Raw genomic sequence first — 18,631 nt, 5'->3', positions numbered from 1 at the left:
ATTATGAAGGTAAAAACAAAATTACAAATGAAGAAAACGAAGATGGTGATGATTGCAATAATGTCAATGAGGAGGATCCCTCCAATCAAAATGATAACATAAAAGAAATGGGAATGCCCAATATAGCAAAAACCTTGGATCCTAGTATTCAAGTTGTTCCAATCATAGGTCAAATTGAGGGCCATAACGTACAAAACCCTCAAACTAAAACTACTAAATACGAACATCTAATTCCCATGCTTATATCCATGGAGAGAGATGATGATGTTAAGGGCATATTAACTGTACTCAATACAGTAGGTGGAGACGTGGAAGCAGGCCTTGCCATCGCTGAGATAATTACTAGTCTAAGTAAGCCAGTTGTATCTCTTGTCATAGGAGGAAGCCATTCCATTGGTGTTCCCTTGGCAACATGCGCTGACTATTCTTTTATATCTCCATCAGCTACAATGATAATTCACCCAATTAGGATGAACGGTCTTGTAATGGGCGTACCTCAAACATTTAATTACTTTAGCAAGATGCAAGAAAGAATATCAGATTTTGTAGTTCGTACATCTCATATCCAAAAGGAGGTTTTTGAACAATTAATGTTGGAAAACAAAGAACTTCTAAACGATATGGGCACCATATTAGTAGGCAGGGAAGCTGTGGAATGCGGATTGATCGATGAGGTTGGAGGAGTTACCGATGCTATAAAAAAATTAAAACAGCTTATGGAATAATGATCATTTAATAAAAAAAAGATAAAAACCTGGTTAAGCCTTTATTGTCCTAACTAGGTTTTTTATTGTATTCATGATATAATTATAAAGTATGTAGATATTAGTTTGTATGGGAGGAGATATTCTTGGCAAATAAAAAAAAGAATACTCAGTTTAAAGAAAAAACAGATATAACGGGAATAGTGTGTATTGTGCTTGGGCTACTTATTCTCATAAGTTTAATGTCTGTATTTTTTGAGAATTCATCGCCCGGCCTTTTTGGAATGATAGTGAGAAAATTATTGTTCTCTTTATTTGGGCTAGGAGCATATATATTGCCTTTTATACTGTTTTTTATGGGAATATGCTATATTTCAAAAAACGGAGAAGTGCAATACAATAAAAATTTTTATATTTGTATTACTCTAATAATAAATACTCTTGTGTTGCTCACCATGTCGACGTATAAAGGTTTTTACAGTGATAGTATATTTAACGTGGCAAAAAATTTTTATAATTGCAATCATATTTTTCATGGTGGTCTAATATGTTATCTTATGGTGGTGCCAGTTAAATTATTTCTCGGCACAATTGGAGTGTATATAATCAACATCGCTGTTTATTTGGTTTGTTTTATAATGATGTATAATATATCCTTATCACAGCTATTTTACAAAATTAAAGGAAAAACTGCACAAAAAGACAATAAAAAAAATAATAAAAAAGAAGGTTATGACAAAATAGATGTTGTTTCGCAAAATGATGTAGAGCACAGTGTTACTAGCAATTTAGATACAGAAAAAGAGTTAAAAAATAAATCTGATGTTATAAATCTGCTTAAAAACTATGAACCTGAAAAAGAAGTTTACAATGCTATTGAAAAGGAAGAAAATGTATTATATAATAATAACTGCACAGAAACTGAAAACAACAGCCACATAAAAAAAGAAGAAAAGGCTTCAGTTAATTGTGAAAAGGAAGTTCCTATTGCAATAAAGGACAACAGTTCAACGGATTACAAATTTCCACCGGTGAACCTCTTAAAGGAAAACAATTTTTTAAAAAACAAGAGAACTGATAGAAAAGAGCTGATGGATAGCGGTTTGAAACTAAAAGAGACCTTAAAAAGTTTCGGTGTCAATGTCACTGTAAATCATATCATACAGGGACCAGCAGTTACTCGCTATGAAATCCAACCTGAATCTGGGGTAAAGGTAAGCAAGATAGTAAACTTGTCTGATGACATAGCTTTAAATTTAGCAGCTTCAGGTATAAGAATGGAAGCCCCAATACCTGGAAAGGCCGCAATTGGCATAGAGGTCCCAAATCAGAATGTTATGCCTGTATTTATACGAGAGCTGATTGATAAGGATGCATTTAAAAATTATAAGGGAAATATTGCTGTTTGTCTTGGAAAAGACATTGCTGGAAATGAAGTGGTAACTGATTTATCAAGGATGCCTCACCTTCTTGTGGCAGGAGCTACCGGCTCTGGGAAAAGTGTGTGTATCAACACCCTTATAGCAAGTTTATTATACAAATACACACCAAAGGAAGTTAATCTACTGCTTATAGATCCAAAAGTTGTAGAGCTAAGTATATACAACGGTATACCTCATCTTCTTATTCCCGTGGTTACAGATCCTAAAAAAGCTGCTGGAGCGCTTAACTGGGCTGTGAATGAAATGACTAGAAGGTATAATCTTTTTGCCGAAAATGGGGTAAGAAATATTGAAGGATATAACCAACTAAAAAGTGATTCTCCGGATGAAACACTGAGCTATACTGTAATAATTATAGATGAGCTAGCAGATCTTATGATGGTATGCCCTAAAGAAGTAGAGGATTACATAGCAAGACTTGCCCAGATGGCTCGTGCCGCTGGTATGCATCTCGTTATAGCTACTCAAAGACCTTCTGTGGATGTTATTACAGGAACAATCAAGGCAAACATCCCATCTAGAATATCCTTTGCAGTATCTAGCCAGATTGACTCTAGAACTATACTAGATTCTTCTGGTGCTGAAAAACTTCTTGGAAAGGGAGATATGCTTTTTTACCCTGTAGGAGAGCCAAAGCCTATAAGGATACAGGGAGCCTTTATATCCGAAGAAGAAGTTGAAAATATAGTTAATTTTATCAGAAAGCAATCCGATGAGGTCACCTACGATGAAAATATAATTGAACAAATTCACAGCAGTTCTCCAGACAATAATGGAGAAGGTGATGATAAAAGCAACTCTGAGGAGGAGCCTCTGTTAGATGAAGCTATGGAATACGTGGTGAAGAGCGGCTATGCTTCTGCCTCCATGTTACAAAGAAAATTTAAAATTGGCTATAACAGAGCAGCTAGGCTTATAGATATTATGGAGGATAGAGGTGTTATATCGGGAAGAAACGGAAGTAAACCAAGAGAAATCTTATAAAATTATAAGGTAAAATAAATTTATATCTAAAATGTACTACAATACATACAATCATAAGATAAAATTCAGGAGGAATAATTAGTGGAAAAACATACTCTAGCCTTTGTTAATTTAGGTTGTGATAAAAATAGAATCGATGGAGAGTTAGCATTATTTCAGCTAAATCAGCGATATAGAATTGTACCTAACCCAGAAATGGCTGAAATTATCATTATAAATACTTGTGGTTTTATAGAGGCATCTAAGCAGGAATCCATAAACACCATTTTAGAAATGGCAAAATACAAAGAAAAAGGTAAGTGTCACACACTATTAGCGACAGGTTGTCTCACTCAAAGATATGGAGAAGAGCTTTTAAATTTAATGCCAGAGCTGGATGGTATTCTTGGTGTAAATGACTATGATAAATTAATAGAAACTATCGAACAAGCTAAGACATCTATAAGACCATGTCATTGCAATTTTAGCAACGAAAAAATTAATGAAGGTGAGCGGATTTTAAGTACAGAAAAAGGTAGAGCTTTTATACGAATAAGCGAGGGCTGCGATAACGCCTGTGCTTACTGTGCTATCCCAAAGATAAGAGGGAAGTACAGAAGTAGGCCTATGGAAAGCATAATAAAAGAAGCCAATGCGCTTGCAGAAAAAGGAGTAAAGGAACTCATAATTGTAGCACAAGACACCACAAGATATGGTGTAGATATTTATGGTGAAAAAAAGCTTCATACTTTGCTGAATAAAATAAGCTCCATTGAGAATATTAAATGGATAAGAATTCTTTATTGCTATGTGGAAGAACTCACAGATGACATAATTAGTGAAATAAAGAATAACAACAAGGTATGTAAGTACCTTGACATACCTATACAACACATATCTGACAGTGTACTTAAAAACATGAGAAGAAAAGGAAGACGCAAGTTAATAGAAAACAACATTAAAAAGCTTAAAAATGAAATACCTAACATAATAATAAGAACTACATTAATTGTTGGTTTTCCAGGGGAGACTGAAGAGGACTTTAAAGAATTAAGAGAATTTGTAAAAGAAACTAAATTTGACAGACTTGGAGTTTTTAAATTTTCAAAAGAAGAGGATACTGCAGCCTTTGATATGGAGAATCAAATAAGTGAAGAGGTAAAAGAAAGTCGTGAAAAAGAAATAATGTTATTACAACAGGAAATATCGAAAAAAAGTAATGAAAATAAAGTTGGAAAAGTATATAATGTAATTGTAGATTATTTTGATGGCATATTATATCATGGCAGAAGCTTTGAAATGGCACCTGAAGTAGATGGTGAGATATTGTTTACATCCACAAGGCTGCATGAAGCTGGAGATATGCTTGAAGTTAAAATACAAAAGGCAATGGAATATGATTTAATAGGAGTTGAGGTAGATGAACTTAGCTAACAAGCTTACTATACTCAGAATTTTTTTAGTACCAATCTTTCTAATATTTATATGTGTACAGGGAATACCCTATGGCAACGTTATTGCAACTGCTATTTTTATCCTTGCAGCTTTAACAGATAAGGTAGACGGCTATATAGCAAGAAGTAGAAATCAAGTTACAAACTTTGGAAAATTCATGGATCCCCTGGCAGATAAGCTTTTAGTTACAGCAGCTTTAATTTGCTTAGTTGAGTATCAAATTATTTCTTCTCTTGTGGCTATAATAATAATAGCACGGGAATTTTCAGTATCTGGGCTTAGAACCATAGCTGCCTCTGAGGGTATTGTAATTGCGGCTAGCAATTGGGGAAAACTTAAAACTGTAATTCAGATTGTAGCAATAATCATGGCTCTAATAAATCTTACATATAAAAATTATTATTTAACTTTGGGAACGGACATCTTCATGTGGTTAGCGGTTATAATAACAGTTATATCAGGATTAGATTATTTTATGAAAAACAAAAATGCAATAAAAATGAATAAATGATCATTAAATAAGACAAAAAAGGCTGCCATAGCCTTTTTTTCTTGGATAAATTTAATTTTAGTGTATTAACTAACTTAAATATGGGTTATAATTAAAATGTAATATATATTTGAAAGGAGCTGAACCCAAATAGGGGGAAATTATGAACAACGAGAAAATTAAAGCCTTAGAATCAGCATTAGAACATATTGAAAAACAATTCGGCAAAGGTGCTGTAATGAAATTAGGTGAAAAATCACAGTTAAATATAGATGTAATATCTACCGGATGTTTAAGTCTTGATATTGCCCTAGGCACTGGAGGAGTTCCAAAGGGAAGAATCATAGAAATATACGGCCCTGAATCTTCAGGAAAAACTACTGTAGCTCTTCACATTGTGGCTGAAGCACAAAAAAATGGAGGTATTGCTGCCTTTGTAGACGCTGAACATGCCCTTGATCCAATTTATGCAAAATCCCTTGGAGTAGACATAGACAACTTAATAGTGTCTCAACCTGATAATGGAGAGCAGGGATTAGAAATTGCAGAAGCTCTTGTAAGATCTAACGCCGTGGATGTTATAGTTATTGACTCCGTTGCTGCACTGGTTCCAAAAGCAGAAATTGAAGGAGAAATGGGTGATGCTCACGTAGGATTGCAGGCAAGACTTATGTCCCAAGCTTTGAGAAAATTAGCTGGTGCTATAAGTAAGTCAAAATCCATTGCTGTATTTATAAACCAGCTTCGTGAAAAGGTAGGAGTTATGTTTGGTAGCCCTGAAACAACTCCAGGAGGTAGAGCTCTTAAATTCTACTCGTCGGTGAGGATGGATGTTAGAAAAACCGACACCATAAAACAAGGTGAGGACTTCTTAGGAAATAGAACAAAAGTAAAGCTAGTAAAAAACAAAGTTGCCCCTCCATTTAAAGTGGCAGAGTTTGATATTATGTACGGTAAGGGAATTTCCATTGAAGGAAATATCATAGATACCGGTGTGGACAATGGCATAGTTCAAAAAAGTGGAGCATGGTTTTATTATGGAGAAACAAGGCTTGGCCAAGGAAGAGAAAATTCAAAACAATTCCTAGTAGACAATCCTAACATAGCGGTTGAGATAGAAAATAAAATAAGAGAAAAATTCTCATTGCCTCTTAGAGAAGTAGTAGAAAGTGTTAAAGCGGACGACAATAAAGACACTGATACAGGCAAAGAAACATCAAAAACGGCTGCAAAAGACACCGGAAAAGAATCTACTAAGCAAAGCAAGAAAGATAAAGAGTAGTTGTTATTCTCTTGACAGAGTAAAATAATTAATATAAAATTAATACAAATGCTGTTGTATAAATTAATAAGTATTACAATTTTTTAAATATAACACCTTTTCTAGCTTTTAAAGATAAGCGCTATTATTGAATTAAAGGAGGTGTTGTTATGGATTTAATGCAAATAATTTTAATTGTATGTGGTATAGTTGTATGTATTGCATTAATAGCTTTTGTACTGACTTATGTGTTAAAGAATAAATCCGAAGCAAATGTCAGTAGATCCCTAGAAGAAGCTACCTCAATTATTGAAAAATCCAAAAAAGACGCAGAGTCAATCAAAAAAGAAGCACTATTAGAAGCAAAAGAGGAAGTTCACAAACTTCGTTCTGATTTTGAAAAAGAATCACGAGAAAGAAGAAACGAAATCCAAAGGCTAGAAAGACGTAATATCCAACGTGAAGAACTATTGGATAAGAAAACTGAAGCACTAGAAAAGAAAGAGGAATCTCTCAATTCTAAGCAGCAAGACATCGAAAAACTTGAAACTGAAGCAAAGCGAATTCATGATGAACAAAAAAAAGAATTAGAAAGAATATCTAATTTGAATTGTGAGGAGGCAAAACAGATTCTTCTTGATGAAGTGAGAAAAGAAATAACTCACGAAACTGCTATTATGATTAAAGATGTTGAAACGAGAGCAAAAGAAGAAGCTGATAAAAAAGCCCGTGAAATTATAACTTGTGCTATTCAAAGATGTGCTGCAGACCATGTTGCCGAATCAACTGTAAATGTTGTTCCTCTACCAAATGATGAGATGAAAGGTAGAATAATTGGTCGTGAGGGTAGAAACATAAGAACTTTAGAAACCCTTACAGGTATCGATTTAATTATTGATGATACTCCAGAAGCAGTTATTTTATCTGGTCACGATCCAATTAGGAGAGAAGTAGCAAGAATTGCTCTAGAAAAGCTTATAGTGGATGGAAGAATCCACCCAGCTCGTATAGAGGAAATGGTTGAAAAAGCAAAAAAAGAAGTGGATAACATTATTCGCGAAGAAGGAGAACAAGCAACTTTTGAAACTGGTGTACACGGAGTTCATGCTGAAATAGTAAAACTACTAGGAAGGCTAAAGTTCAGAACTAGTTACGGTCAAAATGTTCTTAAACATTCTATTGAAGTTGCATACCTTTGTGGAACTATGGCTGCAGAATTGGGCTTAGATCCTACCATTGCAAAAAGAGCAGGTTTACTTCATGACATAGGTAAGGCTGTGGATCACGAAGTAGAAGGACCTCATGCTACAATAGGTGCAGAGGTTGCAAAAAAGTATCATGAATCTAACATAGTTGTAAACGCCATAGCTGCTCACCATGGAGATATGGAGCCACAGAGTATAGAGGCTATCCTTGTTCAAGCTGCAGATGCTATATCAGCTGCTAGACCTGGTGCGAGAAGAGAAACATTAGAAGCTTACATAAGAAGGCTTGATAAATTAGAAGAAATAGCCACATCTTATGACGGCGTAGACAAATGTTATGCTATTCAAGCTGGACGTGAGATTAGAATAATGGTAAAGCCTGATGAAGTGGATGATGTAGCTTCTGTAGAGATGGCAAGAAGTATCATAAAAAGAATTGAAAACGAATTAGAATATCCAGGACAAATTAAAGTCAATGTAATAAGAGAAACAAGAGCTGTAGAATACGCAAAATAAAGAGAAAAAAATCCTTTTTAAAGGATTTTTTTTCTTTACATAGGCTTTAAATGCAAAGTAAGTCAATTCATATTCCTTCCATTGCATTATTTTGTGATATAATATAAGTTAATAAGATATACATATAGGAATTAATCATAGAAAATAACAAGAGATAATAGGTGAGTGTATGGAAAGATTGCAAAAATATATGGCATCCTGCGGAATTGGTTCTAGAAGGAAGTGCGAAGAATATATCCTTCAAGGTAGGGTAAGAATTAATTCGGAAATTGTTAAAGAATTAGGTGTAAAAATTAACCCAAATATAGACGAGGTTATGTTTGATAACCAACTGATAAACCCTGAAAAAAAGAAAGTTTATTATATGTTAAATAAGCCTTTAAAGTGTGTTACTACGGTAAAGGATGATAGAGGAAGAAAAACAGTGGTAGAAATAATCAATTGTAAAGAAAGAATATTTCCCATAGGGAGATTAGATTATATGACTTCTGGTTTACTTTTACTTACAAATGATGGGGATATCTATAATAGAATAATGCACCCTAGAGTTCAAATAAATAAGACATATATTGCAAGTATTCGGGGTAAACTAAGTGAAACTGAAAAAAATAAATTTAAAACTGGTATAGATATTGGAGGATACATCACTGCACCAGCTAGTATAGAAGTATTAAGTGAAAAAAGCAATGAATCTTTGGTGAAGGTTATGATCCACGAGGGTAAAAACAGACAAATACGAAGGATGTTTGAGAAAATAAATCATGAAGTGTTGTCGCTTAAGAGAGTTCAAATTGGAACATTATCCTTAGGAGATTTACCCTGTGGTGGATACCGAGAACTAACAAAAGGTGAAATAAAATATTTAAATAATTTGTAGGTGATATTATGTTTGAATATGTAAACAATGTCAGTATGATGAGCCACAATATAATAAAATCCTATGTGAAGTTTCCTAGAATTGCTGTGGACTGCACTTTAGGAAATGGTCTTGATACGGATTTCCTCAGTTCTCACTTTAAAAAAGTTTATAGCTTTGATATACAAAAAAATGCTATTGATAGCTACACTAGCAAAAAGCCTGAAAATGTGATTCTTATATATGATTCCAATGAAAATATTATGAAATACATAACTGAGCCCAAAGTGGATTGCATAGTATACAACTTGGGGTACCTACCAGGGGACAATAAGGTAATCACCACCACAGCTGAAAGCACTATTTCTAGTCTAAAAAGCGCCTTAAATCTCATAGCAAGTAAAGGGTTTATACTTATATGCTCATACCTAGGTCACGAAGAAGGAAAAAGAGAAAATTTATATTTAGAGGATTTTCTTAAAAAGATAAATAAAAAGACCTTTGGAGTCATGAGCCATAGATACATAAATAGAAAAGAAGATTCCCCTATACTATATATTATAGAAAAAAAGTAAAACTCATTGATATATTTTTTTGTTAGTGGTAGTATATATAGAGGTAAATTTGCTAGTTAGGAGCTGAATAGATGGAAGAAAGTAAAGATTTAATGAAAATTATACAGGTAAAATTCCCTCGATTAAGTAAGGGACAGAAATTAATAGCAGAATTTATATTAAAACATTACGATAAAGCAGCCTTTATGACTGCAGCAAAATTGGGTGATAGTGTAGGTGTCAGTGAATCAACTGTTGTTAGGTTTTCTAACGAACTAGGTTACTCAGGATATCCAGAATTGCAGAAATCACTGCAAGAAATGATAAAAAACAAATTGACTACAGTGCAAAGAATAGAGCTATCTAACCAATATATCTCTGAAGAAAATGCTCTTAAAGGCGTGTTAAAATCCGATATGGAAAACATAAGAGCCACTTTAGAAAAGATAAACCACAAGACCTTTGAAACGGTTGTGGACAATCTTTTTAAGGCAAAAAGAATATATATAATAGGGCTTAGAAGTTCTAGTGCAATGGCTGAATTCTTAGGTTTTTACTTGAATCTAATTTTAGATAACGTGCATATTGTAAACTACGGTGTCAGCGATATATTCGAGCAGATGATAAATATATCTGAAAATGATTTAGTAATAGGAATTGGTTTCCCAAGATATGCTATGAGGACCATAGATGTACTTGCCTTTGCCAAAAGTAGGAATGCAAGGGTTGTGGCTTTGACAGATAGCCTCCTTTCCCCATTGGCTGTAAAAGCAGACTATACTCTTATAGCTCAAAGCAATATGGCATCTTTCGTAGATTCACTTGTAGCCCCACTCAGTGTCATAAATGCACTTATTATAGCCGTGGGATTGAGAGAAAAAGAAAAAATTTCAAATACCTTTTCTTCTCTTGAGGAAATCTGGCAGGACTACGGTGTTTATTCAGAAAAAACGGAAAAAAAATAATAGCTATTCAAGTAAGATAACATCTTACTTGATTTTTTTGTAATATAGGAAGACTTTTGAGCTTCCATAGTAGGAGTATTTACTTCAAAAAATAAATAATTGATTTAAATGAGGTGTATTATTTGAGTAATATAATTATCATTGGTGGCGGCCCAGCAGGGATTATGGCTGCTATAAAAGCTAGCGAAAATCATAGGGTGACCCTAATTGAACAAAATGAGAAACTTGGAAAAAAGCTTTATATAACGGGTAAAGGTAGATGTAATGTAACAAACAATGCAGATATAGGAAGTTTTTTTGACAATATCCCTAAAAATCCACACTTTCTTTACAGTGCATTTTATTCCTTTACCAATGAGGATGTTAAGAATTTTTTTGAGAGTTCAGGAGTTAAGTTGAAAGTGGAAAGAGGGGAAAGAGTTTTCCCTTGTAGTGATAAATCTTCTGATATAATAAAAGCTTTAGAAACAAAATTGCGCGAAAAACATGTTAATGTGTTATTAAATTCACGTGTTTCTGAAATGATAATAAGGGATAGCAAAGTGCTAGGAATAAAGATGTCCAGCGGTGAAATTCTAAAGGCAGACAGCTTTATTATAGCTACAGGAGGAGCCTCATATCCTCAGACTGGCTCTACAGGTGATGGCTATATTTTTGCAAAAAAATGCAATCATAATGTGGTAGACGCTGTTCCTTCTCTTATTCCTATGGTTTGCAGTGAAGAATGGATAGATAGCCTTCAAGGTATTTCACTTAAAAATGTTACCCTGACATTAAAGCAAAATGGTAAAATTCTATTTCAGGATTTTGGAGAAATGCTATTTACTCATTATGGTATATCGGGACCCATAGTTTTAAGTGGAAGTGCGAGGATTCCCTTATCTACAGTGAAGAAAGGACTTAATGCCTATATAGATCTTAAACCAGCTTTAAGTTATGATGAATTAGATCTTAGGATACAAAGAGACTTCAAAAAGTTCATAAACAAAGATTTTAAAAACTCTTTAAATGAACTCTTGCCAAGTAAGTTAATTGATAGAGTCATATATTTAACTGGAATTCCAGAGGATAAGAAAATAAATAGTATTACAAAAGAAGAGAGAAAAAAGCTTGTTGAAATTTTAAAGGGATTTCCCCTTACTATAGTAAATTATAGACCAATAGCTGAAGCAATAATAACTAGTGGTGGAGTAGATACAAAAGAAATAGATCCATCCACAATGAAATCTAAATTTATGGATAATCTTTATTTTGCAGGTGAAATCCTAGATACCCATGGCTATACCGGAGGATTTAACCTTCAAATAGCTTTTTCTACAGGATTCCTTGCAGGGGAAAAAGTAAAATAAACTCGCAACAGTAATAAATGAAAAAGGGTGATGAAAATGAACAGTATAGCTATAGATGGACCAGCAGGAGCAGGCAAAAGCACCATAGCCAAAATGTTGGCAAAAAAGCTTGAATACGTATATATTAATACAGGAGCGATGTACAGAGCTGTAACATATTTAGCTCTTAAAAATAGTATAGAAGACAATAATAATGAGGAAATAAGAAATATCATCGCATCCATGAATATTGAATTCATAGATGATGATTTGTTTCTCAACGGCAAGAATATCCAAGATGAACTTGGGACACCATATATAAGTAGAAATGTGTCTAAGTATGCTGCACAAAAAATAGTCCGTGAAGAACTTGTAAAACTTCAGCGCAACATGGCGAAAACCGTAAATGTTGTCATGGATGGTCGAGATATTGGAACTGTGGTTTTAAAGGAATCTAATTGTAAGTTTTTCTTAACTGCTACTCCTGAAAAAAGAGCAGAAAGAAGATACAAAGAGCTTATAATTAGAGGTGATACATCTGTTACTTATGAAGAAATTCTAAAGGATATTATTAAAAGGGATAATTATGATTCTACTAGAGAAATTGATCCTTTGAGAAAAGCAGAAGATGCCATAGAAATTGATTCTACAGATATGACTTTAGAAGAAGTAGTAGATAAAATGATGGAATATATACGTAATAGGAGAATATAATTCATGAAAGAAGTTATTTTAGCCAAGGAAGCAGGTTTTTGTTTTGGAGTAAAACGAGCAGTAAATATAGCTCTTCAGTGTATAAATAATAATAATGGAAATATATATACTTTAGGGCCTTTAATTCACAATGGAGATGTGGTTCAAAGGTTAAAAGAAAAAAATATTGTGAGCATAGATATTTCACAAATTGATAACTGCAGTAAAGATGATATAGTTATAATACGTTCCCACGGAATAACTCCAAAGATAATGCATAAACTAATAAAATCTGGGGTTCAAATAATAGATGCCACATGCCCTTATGTAGTTAAAATTCAAAAAAAAGTGGAATTATATCATAAAGAAGGATATAATATAATCATTGTAGGGGATTCAGAGCATCCAGAAGTTCAAGGCATAAATGGTTTTTGTGGAGACAGTGCTTTGATAACTAAAGATGGATCAGAAATAGACACTTTCAATGGACGGGTGTGTATTGTATCTCAAACAACGGAAAAGGTAGAAAACTATAATAAGGTGGTTGAGAAAGTTAAAAGTCTAAACATTGATCACATGGCTATAAACACCATATGTAAAGCCACTAGTCTTAGACAGAAATCTGCCTATGATATTTCAAAACAAGTAGATGCTATGATTGTAATAGGTGGGAAAAATAGTTCAAATACTAACAAACTTTTTGAAATCTGCAAAAAAAACTGTGAAAAGACTATTCACATCGAAAATTATTTAGAAATACCTGATTGGTTAAAATCAGATAATATAAAGAAAATAGGTATAACGGCAGGTGCTTCAACACCTAGCTGGGCTATTGAGGAGGTCATTACTAAAATGCAAAATTTCAATGAACAGGATAATTTAATGAATGAGCAATTAAAGTACATGGATGAAAACCATCTAGATATAAAAACAGGAAAAATAATAAAGGGTGAAATTATATCAGTTCAGAAAAAAGAAGCCTTTATAGATTTAAACTATAAAAGTGACGGTGTTCTTCCTCTATCTGAAGTTACATCTGACAGTGATGCAGATTTAACCACCATATTTAATATAGGTGACATAATTACTTGCAAAGTGATCAAATTAAAAGATTCCCATGGAAATGTAGTTTTATCTACAAAAGAATTGGAAAGACAAGAAGGATACGAAACACTAAAAAGTGCCAGTGAAAATAAAACCAAAATAAATGTATTGGTAAAAGAAGAAGTAAAAGGTGGTTTTATATGCAATTTCAAGGGAATAAAACTATTCATGCCTGCCTCTCTTGCAAAACTCAATATATACGATGATGTAAAAGAGTTAATTGGCCAAAACGTGGATGTTTATATAGAAGAGTATAAAAAAGTTAGAAACGATACAAAAATTATTGTATCTAGAAAAGCTGTTCTTCTAGAAGAGAAAAATCAAATTGTAGAAAAAGCATGGCAACATATAAAACCTAATACCGTTGTAGAAGGCGTAGTAAGAAGAATAAACGATTTTGGAGCTTTCGTAGATGTAAATGGCATAGATGGTTTGCTTCATATCTCTGAACTTTCTTGGTCAAAGGTAAACTCTGTGAAGTCAGTATTGAAGGTTGGCGATAAAATACAAGTATATGTTCTGGATTGCAATAAAGAAACAAATAAACTTTCCCTTAGCTTAAAGAAGCTTATTGACAACCCATGGGCAAAGATTGAAGAAAAATATCCTATAGGCTCCATAGTTCTTGGAAAGGTCATAAGATTTGCATCCTTTGGGGCATTTGTAGAGTTAGAGCCTGGAGTAGAAGCCTTGCTTCACATATCTCAGATAAGCCACAATAGAGTAGAGAAAGTTGAAAATGCTTTGACTATCAATGAAAGCATTAAAGTGAAAGTTATGGATGTAAATAAAGAAAAGAAGAGAATATCTATAAGCACAAAGGAACTACTAGATATATAACATACAAAAGCTACCTTTGGGTGGCTTTTTTTATCATTTAATTTTAATATGAGGTAATCTTAATGGTTGACTTTGAATTCCTTAATAACTTTAATATAAATTACATTGAATGTAATAGCTGCAAAAGTAAAATATTCAATCCCCTTAATAAAGATTTTATTTCATCGTATTATGGAAAAAGACTTATAGGAAGATTATCTATTAGGAGTAAGTGTTTGCTTTTAAAACATAGAGATAAAATCTTCGGATATATTTGGGTCAGTTCTTTTAAAGATAAAATTTGTTTTGTGCAAGAATTATATATACAAGATGATACACCAATAGGTTCAATAGGTGCTATAGGAAATATTTTCAGTCCCTATAGCCTGATAAATTATACCTCTATACGAAAACCAAAGACAAATTTATATTTAGAATCGCTAGGATTTAGTAAAAAAAGAAGTGTATTAAAGATGTCCATGAATAGAGCTTTTTTGAAATATAATATGGAAAAGCTCCCCTGCGAAAGCTCTGTAAAGTATTACAAGGAAGGGGAAGACGAAGAAATAAGATGCAAAGTTCAGAACGAGATATTTAGGACAGCCAATAGAAAAGAGCTCAATGTAAATGATATTTATATGGATGAAAGACAAGCTTACTATATAAATAAAGGCGCCTTGTTTTTAAAAATTGGAAATGAAATAGTGGGCTACTCTCAACTCATAAGCAATGAGGGATTCATCACCATCGTAAATTTCGGAATAATTCCACAGTATAGGGAAAAAGGCTATGGCAAAATATTGTTAAAGGAAATTATTAATTTGTCCATAATACTGTTTCCCACAGAAAAAACAATAAAAATAGATGTATTTGAAAACAACTACAAAGCCATATCGCTGTATAAAAAGTTCGGATTTTTCGAGGAATGTATAGTAGATAGCTGGGAAATGTACACAAAAATATAGGTTATGATTTTTACTTCATAACCTATATTTTAATTTTATCATAATCTATCTTTTATTATTTTACCTAATATATCTAAGCCTTTTTTTGTGTTTTTTTCATCCATATAGGAATAGTTAAGACGTATGTGATTGTGATCTCCACCACTAGCGTAAAAAGAATCTCCAGGGACAAAGGAAATACCATTTTCTAAGGCAACGCCAAGAAGATGCTTGCTTTCAATGGTGGAAGGTAATTTTAAATATGTAAAAAGTCCTCCTTGTGAGTCGGTGTATTCAACTATATTATCCAAGTTTTCTTTAATACATTTTATGAAGAACTCCTTTCTTTTTTTATATACACTTCTCAAGATCTTTATATGGCCTTCCAAGTTGTAATTGTTAAGAAACTCCCAAGTTATGTACTGATTTAATGTACCGCACTGTAAGTCAGCACCTTGCTTGCACACAAGTAGTTTGTCAATAATATTACTCTGAGCACAAACCCAACCTATTCTAAGCCCTGGGCAGAAGGTTTTAGAAAAGGTTCCAAGGTGAACAACATATCCACCTTTGTCAAAACTTTTTATACTGGCATTAGGTTCTCCAGTAAAAATTAATTCCCTATATGGATTGTCTTCTATAATAGGGACATTGTATTTCTCAGCCAAAAAGCAAAGATATTTTCTCTTTTCAAGAGACATAGTTATGCCCGTTGGATTTTGAAAATCAGGTACTGTATATATGAATTTCACCCGTTTATTTCTCTTTAGAATGGTTTCCGCGTAATTCACATCCATGCCATCCTGTTCCATCATCACTTCTTCATATTCCGGCTCATACGCATTAAAGGCAGTTAAAGCTCCAAGGTAAGTAGGCCGCTCTACAATAATGGTATCACCTTTATTTATGAACAATTTCCCAACAAAGTCCAATCCCTGCTGTGAGCCAGATGTAATTAATATATTTTCTATTGTACAGTTTAAGCTGTTTTCTTTGTTCATTATTTTTTGGCATATGGATTCTCTAAGCTTAGTAAATCCCTCAGAAGCACCATATTGCAATGCTATTTCGGGGTAACGCTGAAGAATACTGTTTGTTATCTTATTTATTTCTTCAGATGGAAACAGTTCCGGGGATGGAAAACCGCCGGAAAATGATATTATGCTTTTGCATTCGGAAATCTTCATAAGCATTTGAAGATCTTCTGCTTGCCCATGAACTCTAGACGAAAAATTTATATTCATTATTACTATCTCCCAAAATTTATTTCATACATACAATTATACTACTAAGGCAAATGTATTCCAATACGTATATTTTCTTTGACTTTAGGAAAACCTACAATAGGACAGTTAATTAAAGTTAAAAAGGAGATGATTATAATGTGTAATTTAAGTATGCTAGATTTACAAAACCTTAGACATTTAATTGGAGCTCATGCCAGTGTAGAAAAGAAACTAAATGCTTATGCTGAAAAATGTACTGATTCACAAATTAAACAGACCTTTTTGAATCACGCAAATGATAGCAAGCAAACAAAAGACGAATTAATAACATTTTTAGGTTAGGAGGAGAGAAAATATGGACGATAAAGTTATGCTAAACGACTACTTAGCAGGTTTAAACGCAGATTTAGCCACTCTTGGAAGTGCTATAGCTCAAACGGAGGATGAAACTTTGTATAACAAGTTAAAAGCTCTTAGAGATGCAGATGAAGTTCGTCAAAGAGAAGTATACAAAATAGCTAAATCCAAAGGATACTATATTCCTGCAGAACCAGCTACAGAAGAACAAATTTCCACAGTTAAAAGCCAGGTAACTACAGGCTAAGGAATAAATAATATTATAATTTAAAAGTAGTTATAGTAGAAAAACATAATTTAAACTGTCACTTACTACAACTTACTTAATTTCAGATATATTAAAAAGGATGTTAAAAAACATCCTTTTTAATATTTACATCATATATAGACCTTGTACGACTTTTTACATACTTTTTGGCATTCTGCCTAAATTGGTATTGTCCACAGTTCTATTCCTTAAAGACTCTACAGGGCTTTCTTCATCTTCATATCTATAATCCTGTCCTTTTTTATTAATGTATTCCTTAATGACCTTATGAGTTGGAACCTCATCTACAGGAGTGTTTAAAGTATCTTGGAATTTGAAGAAGTTATGATCTTTATTAAGATCATTTATAGAAACATATTCCTCCAATTTAGAAGTGTTCTCTACAGTATTTTTTAATATGTTTCTTATATAGTTTTTATTTTCATGAAGCTTTAACAGTTCAGGGAATGAACCATCAGGTATACATTGTTGCCATTCTTTTTGTTCGTACTTTTTCAATAGTTCTGCCGCTTTGTGAAGGTGTGATACCTCTTGAATAAAATGCTCTTCCCAAATTTTCTTTATGTAAGGATCAGTTTCATCTTCGTAGCAAGAATAATATAAATAACATTCTGTGTATTCATGCATCAATAGGTTTTCTAAAAATGTCATTTGGGTGTTCATCAAACTGCCGTACTGTGAAACGTGCTGTTCTTCAATTAAACCTATTTCTTGATATAATTGCCTTCCTATATCGTTGTGATACAGTGCGGAAGTATTCATGTAATAATTCATAGTTTGTTGTTCCGCAGCAGTTATTATTCCTACATGCAATTTAGTTAGAGGATGAGCTGTTTTTGCATCGATAAAATTTCTTATGTTGTCAAAAGGATATCTGTGCTCTGATATAGTAGGTCTTCCTGGCATTATTTCAGTGTAGTGTCCAACTAAATGTTCTGACTTAACACCAACTTCCATCTCTAACAAGTCTGAATATCTGTATAGATGATCAAAATCTTCTAGTAAAGCAAAATCTAAGGCTGCTTTTACCATCATATCTGGTTCATTTTGTGCTATTCCAGCAGTTAAATCAACAGCCAATTGTTCATAGCTAATTGTATGCTCTAAAATCGTCTCATCTAAAGGTTTTAGTGCTGCAATAACTTTTTGTTGTTGCTGTTCAACTCTTCTTATTAATGCTAACTCTCGTCTTATGTCGTTATCAGGACAATTTCTTGAAAATTGGTGGCCAAACCAAACTGCCTCATACTCAGTACCGTTCATCAAAATAATTCTTGTTTTTGTGTAGGGATCTACCTCGTTTTTGTTGTATGGCTTAGGGTAAATTGAAGACCAATTTTTAAACGCAGCATCCACATTTATTGGCTTTTCTTCAAATGGATTCATAAAACCACTCCTTTTAATTTATATTTGTAAAACCTCATTCGTTAATCTACCCATTCCATTTTCAGTTTATACCACTTTTGAGTGGATTCTTTTTA

At 33.1% G+C, this 18,631-nt stretch carries 17 protein-coding genes; 15 read left to right on the top strand and 2 right to left on the bottom strand.

Annotated features, from left to right (window positions below; all coding sequences use genetic code 11):
- Positions 1 to 107: 107 nt before the first annotated feature.
- From BUA73_RS00230 to BUA73_RS00170, 13 genes are all read left to right on the top strand, one after another.
- Complete coding sequence (locus BUA73_RS00230) at positions 108 to 725, top strand: ClpP family protease (RefSeq protein ID WP_242942307.1); 618 nt, start codon at positions 108 to 110, stop codon at positions 723 to 725.
- Between the two features lie 125 nt (positions 726 to 850).
- Positions 851 to 3,130 (top strand): FtsK/SpoIIIE family DNA translocase, encoded by a 2,280-nt coding sequence (locus BUA73_RS00225; protein ID WP_072901002.1) that lies wholly within the window; start codon positions 851 to 853, stop codon positions 3,128 to 3,130.
- A gap of 81 nt (positions 3,131 to 3,211) precedes the next feature.
- Positions 3,212 to 4,543 (top strand): 30S ribosomal protein S12 methylthiotransferase RimO, encoded by a 1,332-nt coding sequence (rimO, locus tag BUA73_RS00220; protein WP_072900999.1) that lies wholly within the window; start codon positions 3,212 to 3,214, stop codon positions 4,541 to 4,543.
- The gene (gene pgsA / locus BUA73_RS00215; protein ID WP_072900997.1) at positions 4,530 to 5,075 is read left to right on the top strand and encodes a CDP-diacylglycerol--glycerol-3-phosphate 3-phosphatidyltransferase; all 546 of its coding nucleotides are present in this window, start codon (positions 4,530 to 4,532) and stop codon (positions 5,073 to 5,075) included. The genes rimO and pgsA overlap by 14 nt, the downstream gene beginning before the upstream one ends.
- Positions 5,076 to 5,217: 142 nt before the next feature.
- Positions 5,218 to 6,336, top strand: a complete 1,119-nt coding sequence (recA, locus tag BUA73_RS00210; RefSeq protein WP_084671865.1) for a recombinase RecA — start codon at positions 5,218 to 5,220, stop codon at positions 6,334 to 6,336.
- Positions 6,337 to 6,494: 158 nt separating this feature from the next.
- Positions 6,495 to 8,036: a ribonuclease Y gene (gene rny / locus BUA73_RS00205; protein WP_423230375.1), complete on the top strand. Its 1,542-nt coding sequence runs from the start codon at positions 6,495 to 6,497 to the stop codon at positions 8,034 to 8,036.
- 169 nt (positions 8,037 to 8,205) lie between these two features.
- Positions 8,206 to 8,913, top strand: coding sequence for a pseudouridine synthase (locus BUA73_RS00200; protein ID WP_072900993.1), 708 nt, complete (start codon positions 8,206 to 8,208; stop codon positions 8,911 to 8,913).
- An 8-nt stretch (positions 8,914 to 8,921) separates the two neighbouring features.
- Positions 8,922 to 9,467 (top strand): tRNA 5-(aminomethyl)-2-thiouridylate-methyltransferase MnmM, encoded by a 546-nt coding sequence (mnmM, locus tag BUA73_RS00195; protein ID WP_072900991.1) that lies wholly within the window; start codon positions 8,922 to 8,924, stop codon positions 9,465 to 9,467.
- Positions 9,468 to 9,538: 71 nt separating this feature from the next.
- A complete protein-coding gene (locus BUA73_RS00190) occupies positions 9,539 to 10,411 on the top strand; it encodes a MurR/RpiR family transcriptional regulator (RefSeq protein WP_072900988.1) in 873 nt (290 codons plus the stop codon).
- Between the two features lie 122 nt (positions 10,412 to 10,533).
- On the top strand, positions 10,534 to 11,760 hold the full coding sequence (locus tag BUA73_RS00185; protein ID WP_072900985.1) for a BaiN/RdsA family NAD(P)/FAD-dependent oxidoreductase: 1,227 nt from the start codon (positions 10,534 to 10,536) through the stop codon (positions 11,758 to 11,760).
- Positions 11,761 to 11,790: 30 nt separating this feature from the next.
- Positions 11,791 to 12,453 carry a (d)CMP kinase gene (gene cmk / locus BUA73_RS00180; RefSeq protein WP_072900983.1) on the top strand — a complete coding sequence of 221 codons (663 nt, stop codon included), beginning with the start codon at positions 11,791 to 11,793 and terminating at the stop codon, positions 12,451 to 12,453.
- 3 nt (positions 12,454 to 12,456) lie between these two features.
- Entirely contained in the window at positions 12,457 to 14,376 is a 1,920-nt protein-coding gene (locus BUA73_RS00175) for a bifunctional 4-hydroxy-3-methylbut-2-enyl diphosphate reductase/30S ribosomal protein S1 (RefSeq protein WP_072900980.1), read from the top strand.
- A gap of 62 nt (positions 14,377 to 14,438) precedes the next feature.
- A complete protein-coding gene (locus BUA73_RS00170; RefSeq protein WP_072900978.1) occupies positions 14,439 to 15,320 on the top strand; it encodes a GNAT family N-acetyltransferase in 882 nt (293 codons plus the stop codon).
- A 38-nt stretch (positions 15,321 to 15,358) separates the two neighbouring features.
- Here BUA73_RS00170 and BUA73_RS00165 read toward each other — a convergent pair whose 3' ends face one another.
- Positions 15,359 to 16,543 (bottom strand): aminotransferase-like domain-containing protein, encoded by a 1,185-nt coding sequence (locus tag BUA73_RS00165; protein ID WP_072900976.1) that lies wholly within the window; start codon positions 16,541 to 16,543, stop codon positions 15,359 to 15,361.
- Positions 16,544 to 16,681: 138 nt separating this feature from the next.
- Between BUA73_RS00165 and BUA73_RS00160 the strand changes: the two genes are divergently transcribed.
- Together BUA73_RS00160 and BUA73_RS00155 are read left to right on the top strand one after the other, a co-directional pair.
- Positions 16,682 to 16,867 (top strand): hypothetical protein, encoded by a 186-nt coding sequence (locus BUA73_RS00160; protein ID WP_072900974.1) that lies wholly within the window; start codon positions 16,682 to 16,684, stop codon positions 16,865 to 16,867.
- A 13-nt stretch (positions 16,868 to 16,880) separates the two neighbouring features.
- Complete coding sequence (locus tag BUA73_RS00155) at positions 16,881 to 17,129, top strand: spore coat protein (RefSeq protein WP_072900972.1); 249 nt, start codon at positions 16,881 to 16,883, stop codon at positions 17,127 to 17,129.
- A gap of 156 nt (positions 17,130 to 17,285) precedes the next feature.
- Here the strand turns inward: BUA73_RS00155 and BUA73_RS00150 are convergent, their stop codons facing one another.
- On the bottom strand, positions 17,286 to 18,536 hold the full coding sequence (locus tag BUA73_RS00150; RefSeq protein WP_072900969.1) for a hypothetical protein: 1,251 nt from the start codon (positions 18,534 to 18,536) through the stop codon (positions 17,286 to 17,288).
- Between the last annotated feature and the right edge of the window lie 95 nt (positions 18,537 to 18,631).

Source organism: Hathewaya proteolytica DSM 3090 (genome assembly GCF_900142225.1).
Classification (GTDB): domain Bacteria; phylum Bacillota; class Clostridia; order Clostridiales; family Clostridiaceae; genus Hathewaya; species Hathewaya proteolytica.
The sequence above is the reverse complement of the archived record's forward strand: the minus strand, read 5'-3'. Positions and strand labels throughout refer to the sequence as shown.

Coding starts and splice junctions, on each gene's coding strand:
- BUA73_RS00230 (WP_242942307.1), top strand. CDS start 108: ATGGGAATGCCCAATATAGCAAAAACCTTGGATCCTAGTATTCAAGTT.
- pgsA (WP_072900997.1), top strand. CDS start 4,530: ATGAACTTAGCTAACAAGCTTACTATACTCAGAATTTTTTTAGTACCA.
- recA (WP_084671865.1), top strand. CDS start 5,218: ATGAACAACGAGAAAATTAAAGCCTTAGAATCAGCATTAGAACATATT.
- rny (WP_423230375.1), top strand. CDS start 6,495: ATGCAAATAATTTTAATTGTATGTGGTATAGTTGTATGTATTGCATTA.
- BUA73_RS00200 (WP_072900993.1), top strand. CDS start 8,206: ATGGAAAGATTGCAAAAATATATGGCATCCTGCGGAATTGGTTCTAGA.
- mnmM (WP_072900991.1), top strand. CDS start 8,922: ATGTTTGAATATGTAAACAATGTCAGTATGATGAGCCACAATATAATA.
- BUA73_RS00190 (WP_072900988.1), top strand. CDS start 9,539: ATGGAAGAAAGTAAAGATTTAATGAAAATTATACAGGTAAAATTCCCT.
- cmk (WP_072900983.1), top strand. CDS start 11,791: ATGAAAATGAACAGTATAGCTATAGATGGACCAGCAGGAGCAGGCAAA.
- BUA73_RS00175 (WP_072900980.1), top strand. CDS start 12,457: ATGAAAGAAGTTATTTTAGCCAAGGAAGCAGGTTTTTGTTTTGGAGTA.
- BUA73_RS00170 (WP_072900978.1), top strand. CDS start 14,439: ATGGTTGACTTTGAATTCCTTAATAACTTTAATATAAATTACATTGAA.
- BUA73_RS00165 (WP_072900976.1), bottom strand. CDS start 16,543: ATGAATATAAATTTTTCGTCTAGAGTTCATGGGCAAGCAGAAGATCTT.
- BUA73_RS00160 (WP_072900974.1), top strand. CDS start 16,682: ATGTGTAATTTAAGTATGCTAGATTTACAAAACCTTAGACATTTAATT.
- BUA73_RS00155 (WP_072900972.1), top strand. CDS start 16,881: ATGGACGATAAAGTTATGCTAAACGACTACTTAGCAGGTTTAAACGCA.
- BUA73_RS00150 (WP_072900969.1), bottom strand. CDS start 18,536: ATGAATCCATTTGAAGAAAAGCCAATAAATGTGGATGCTGCGTTTAAA.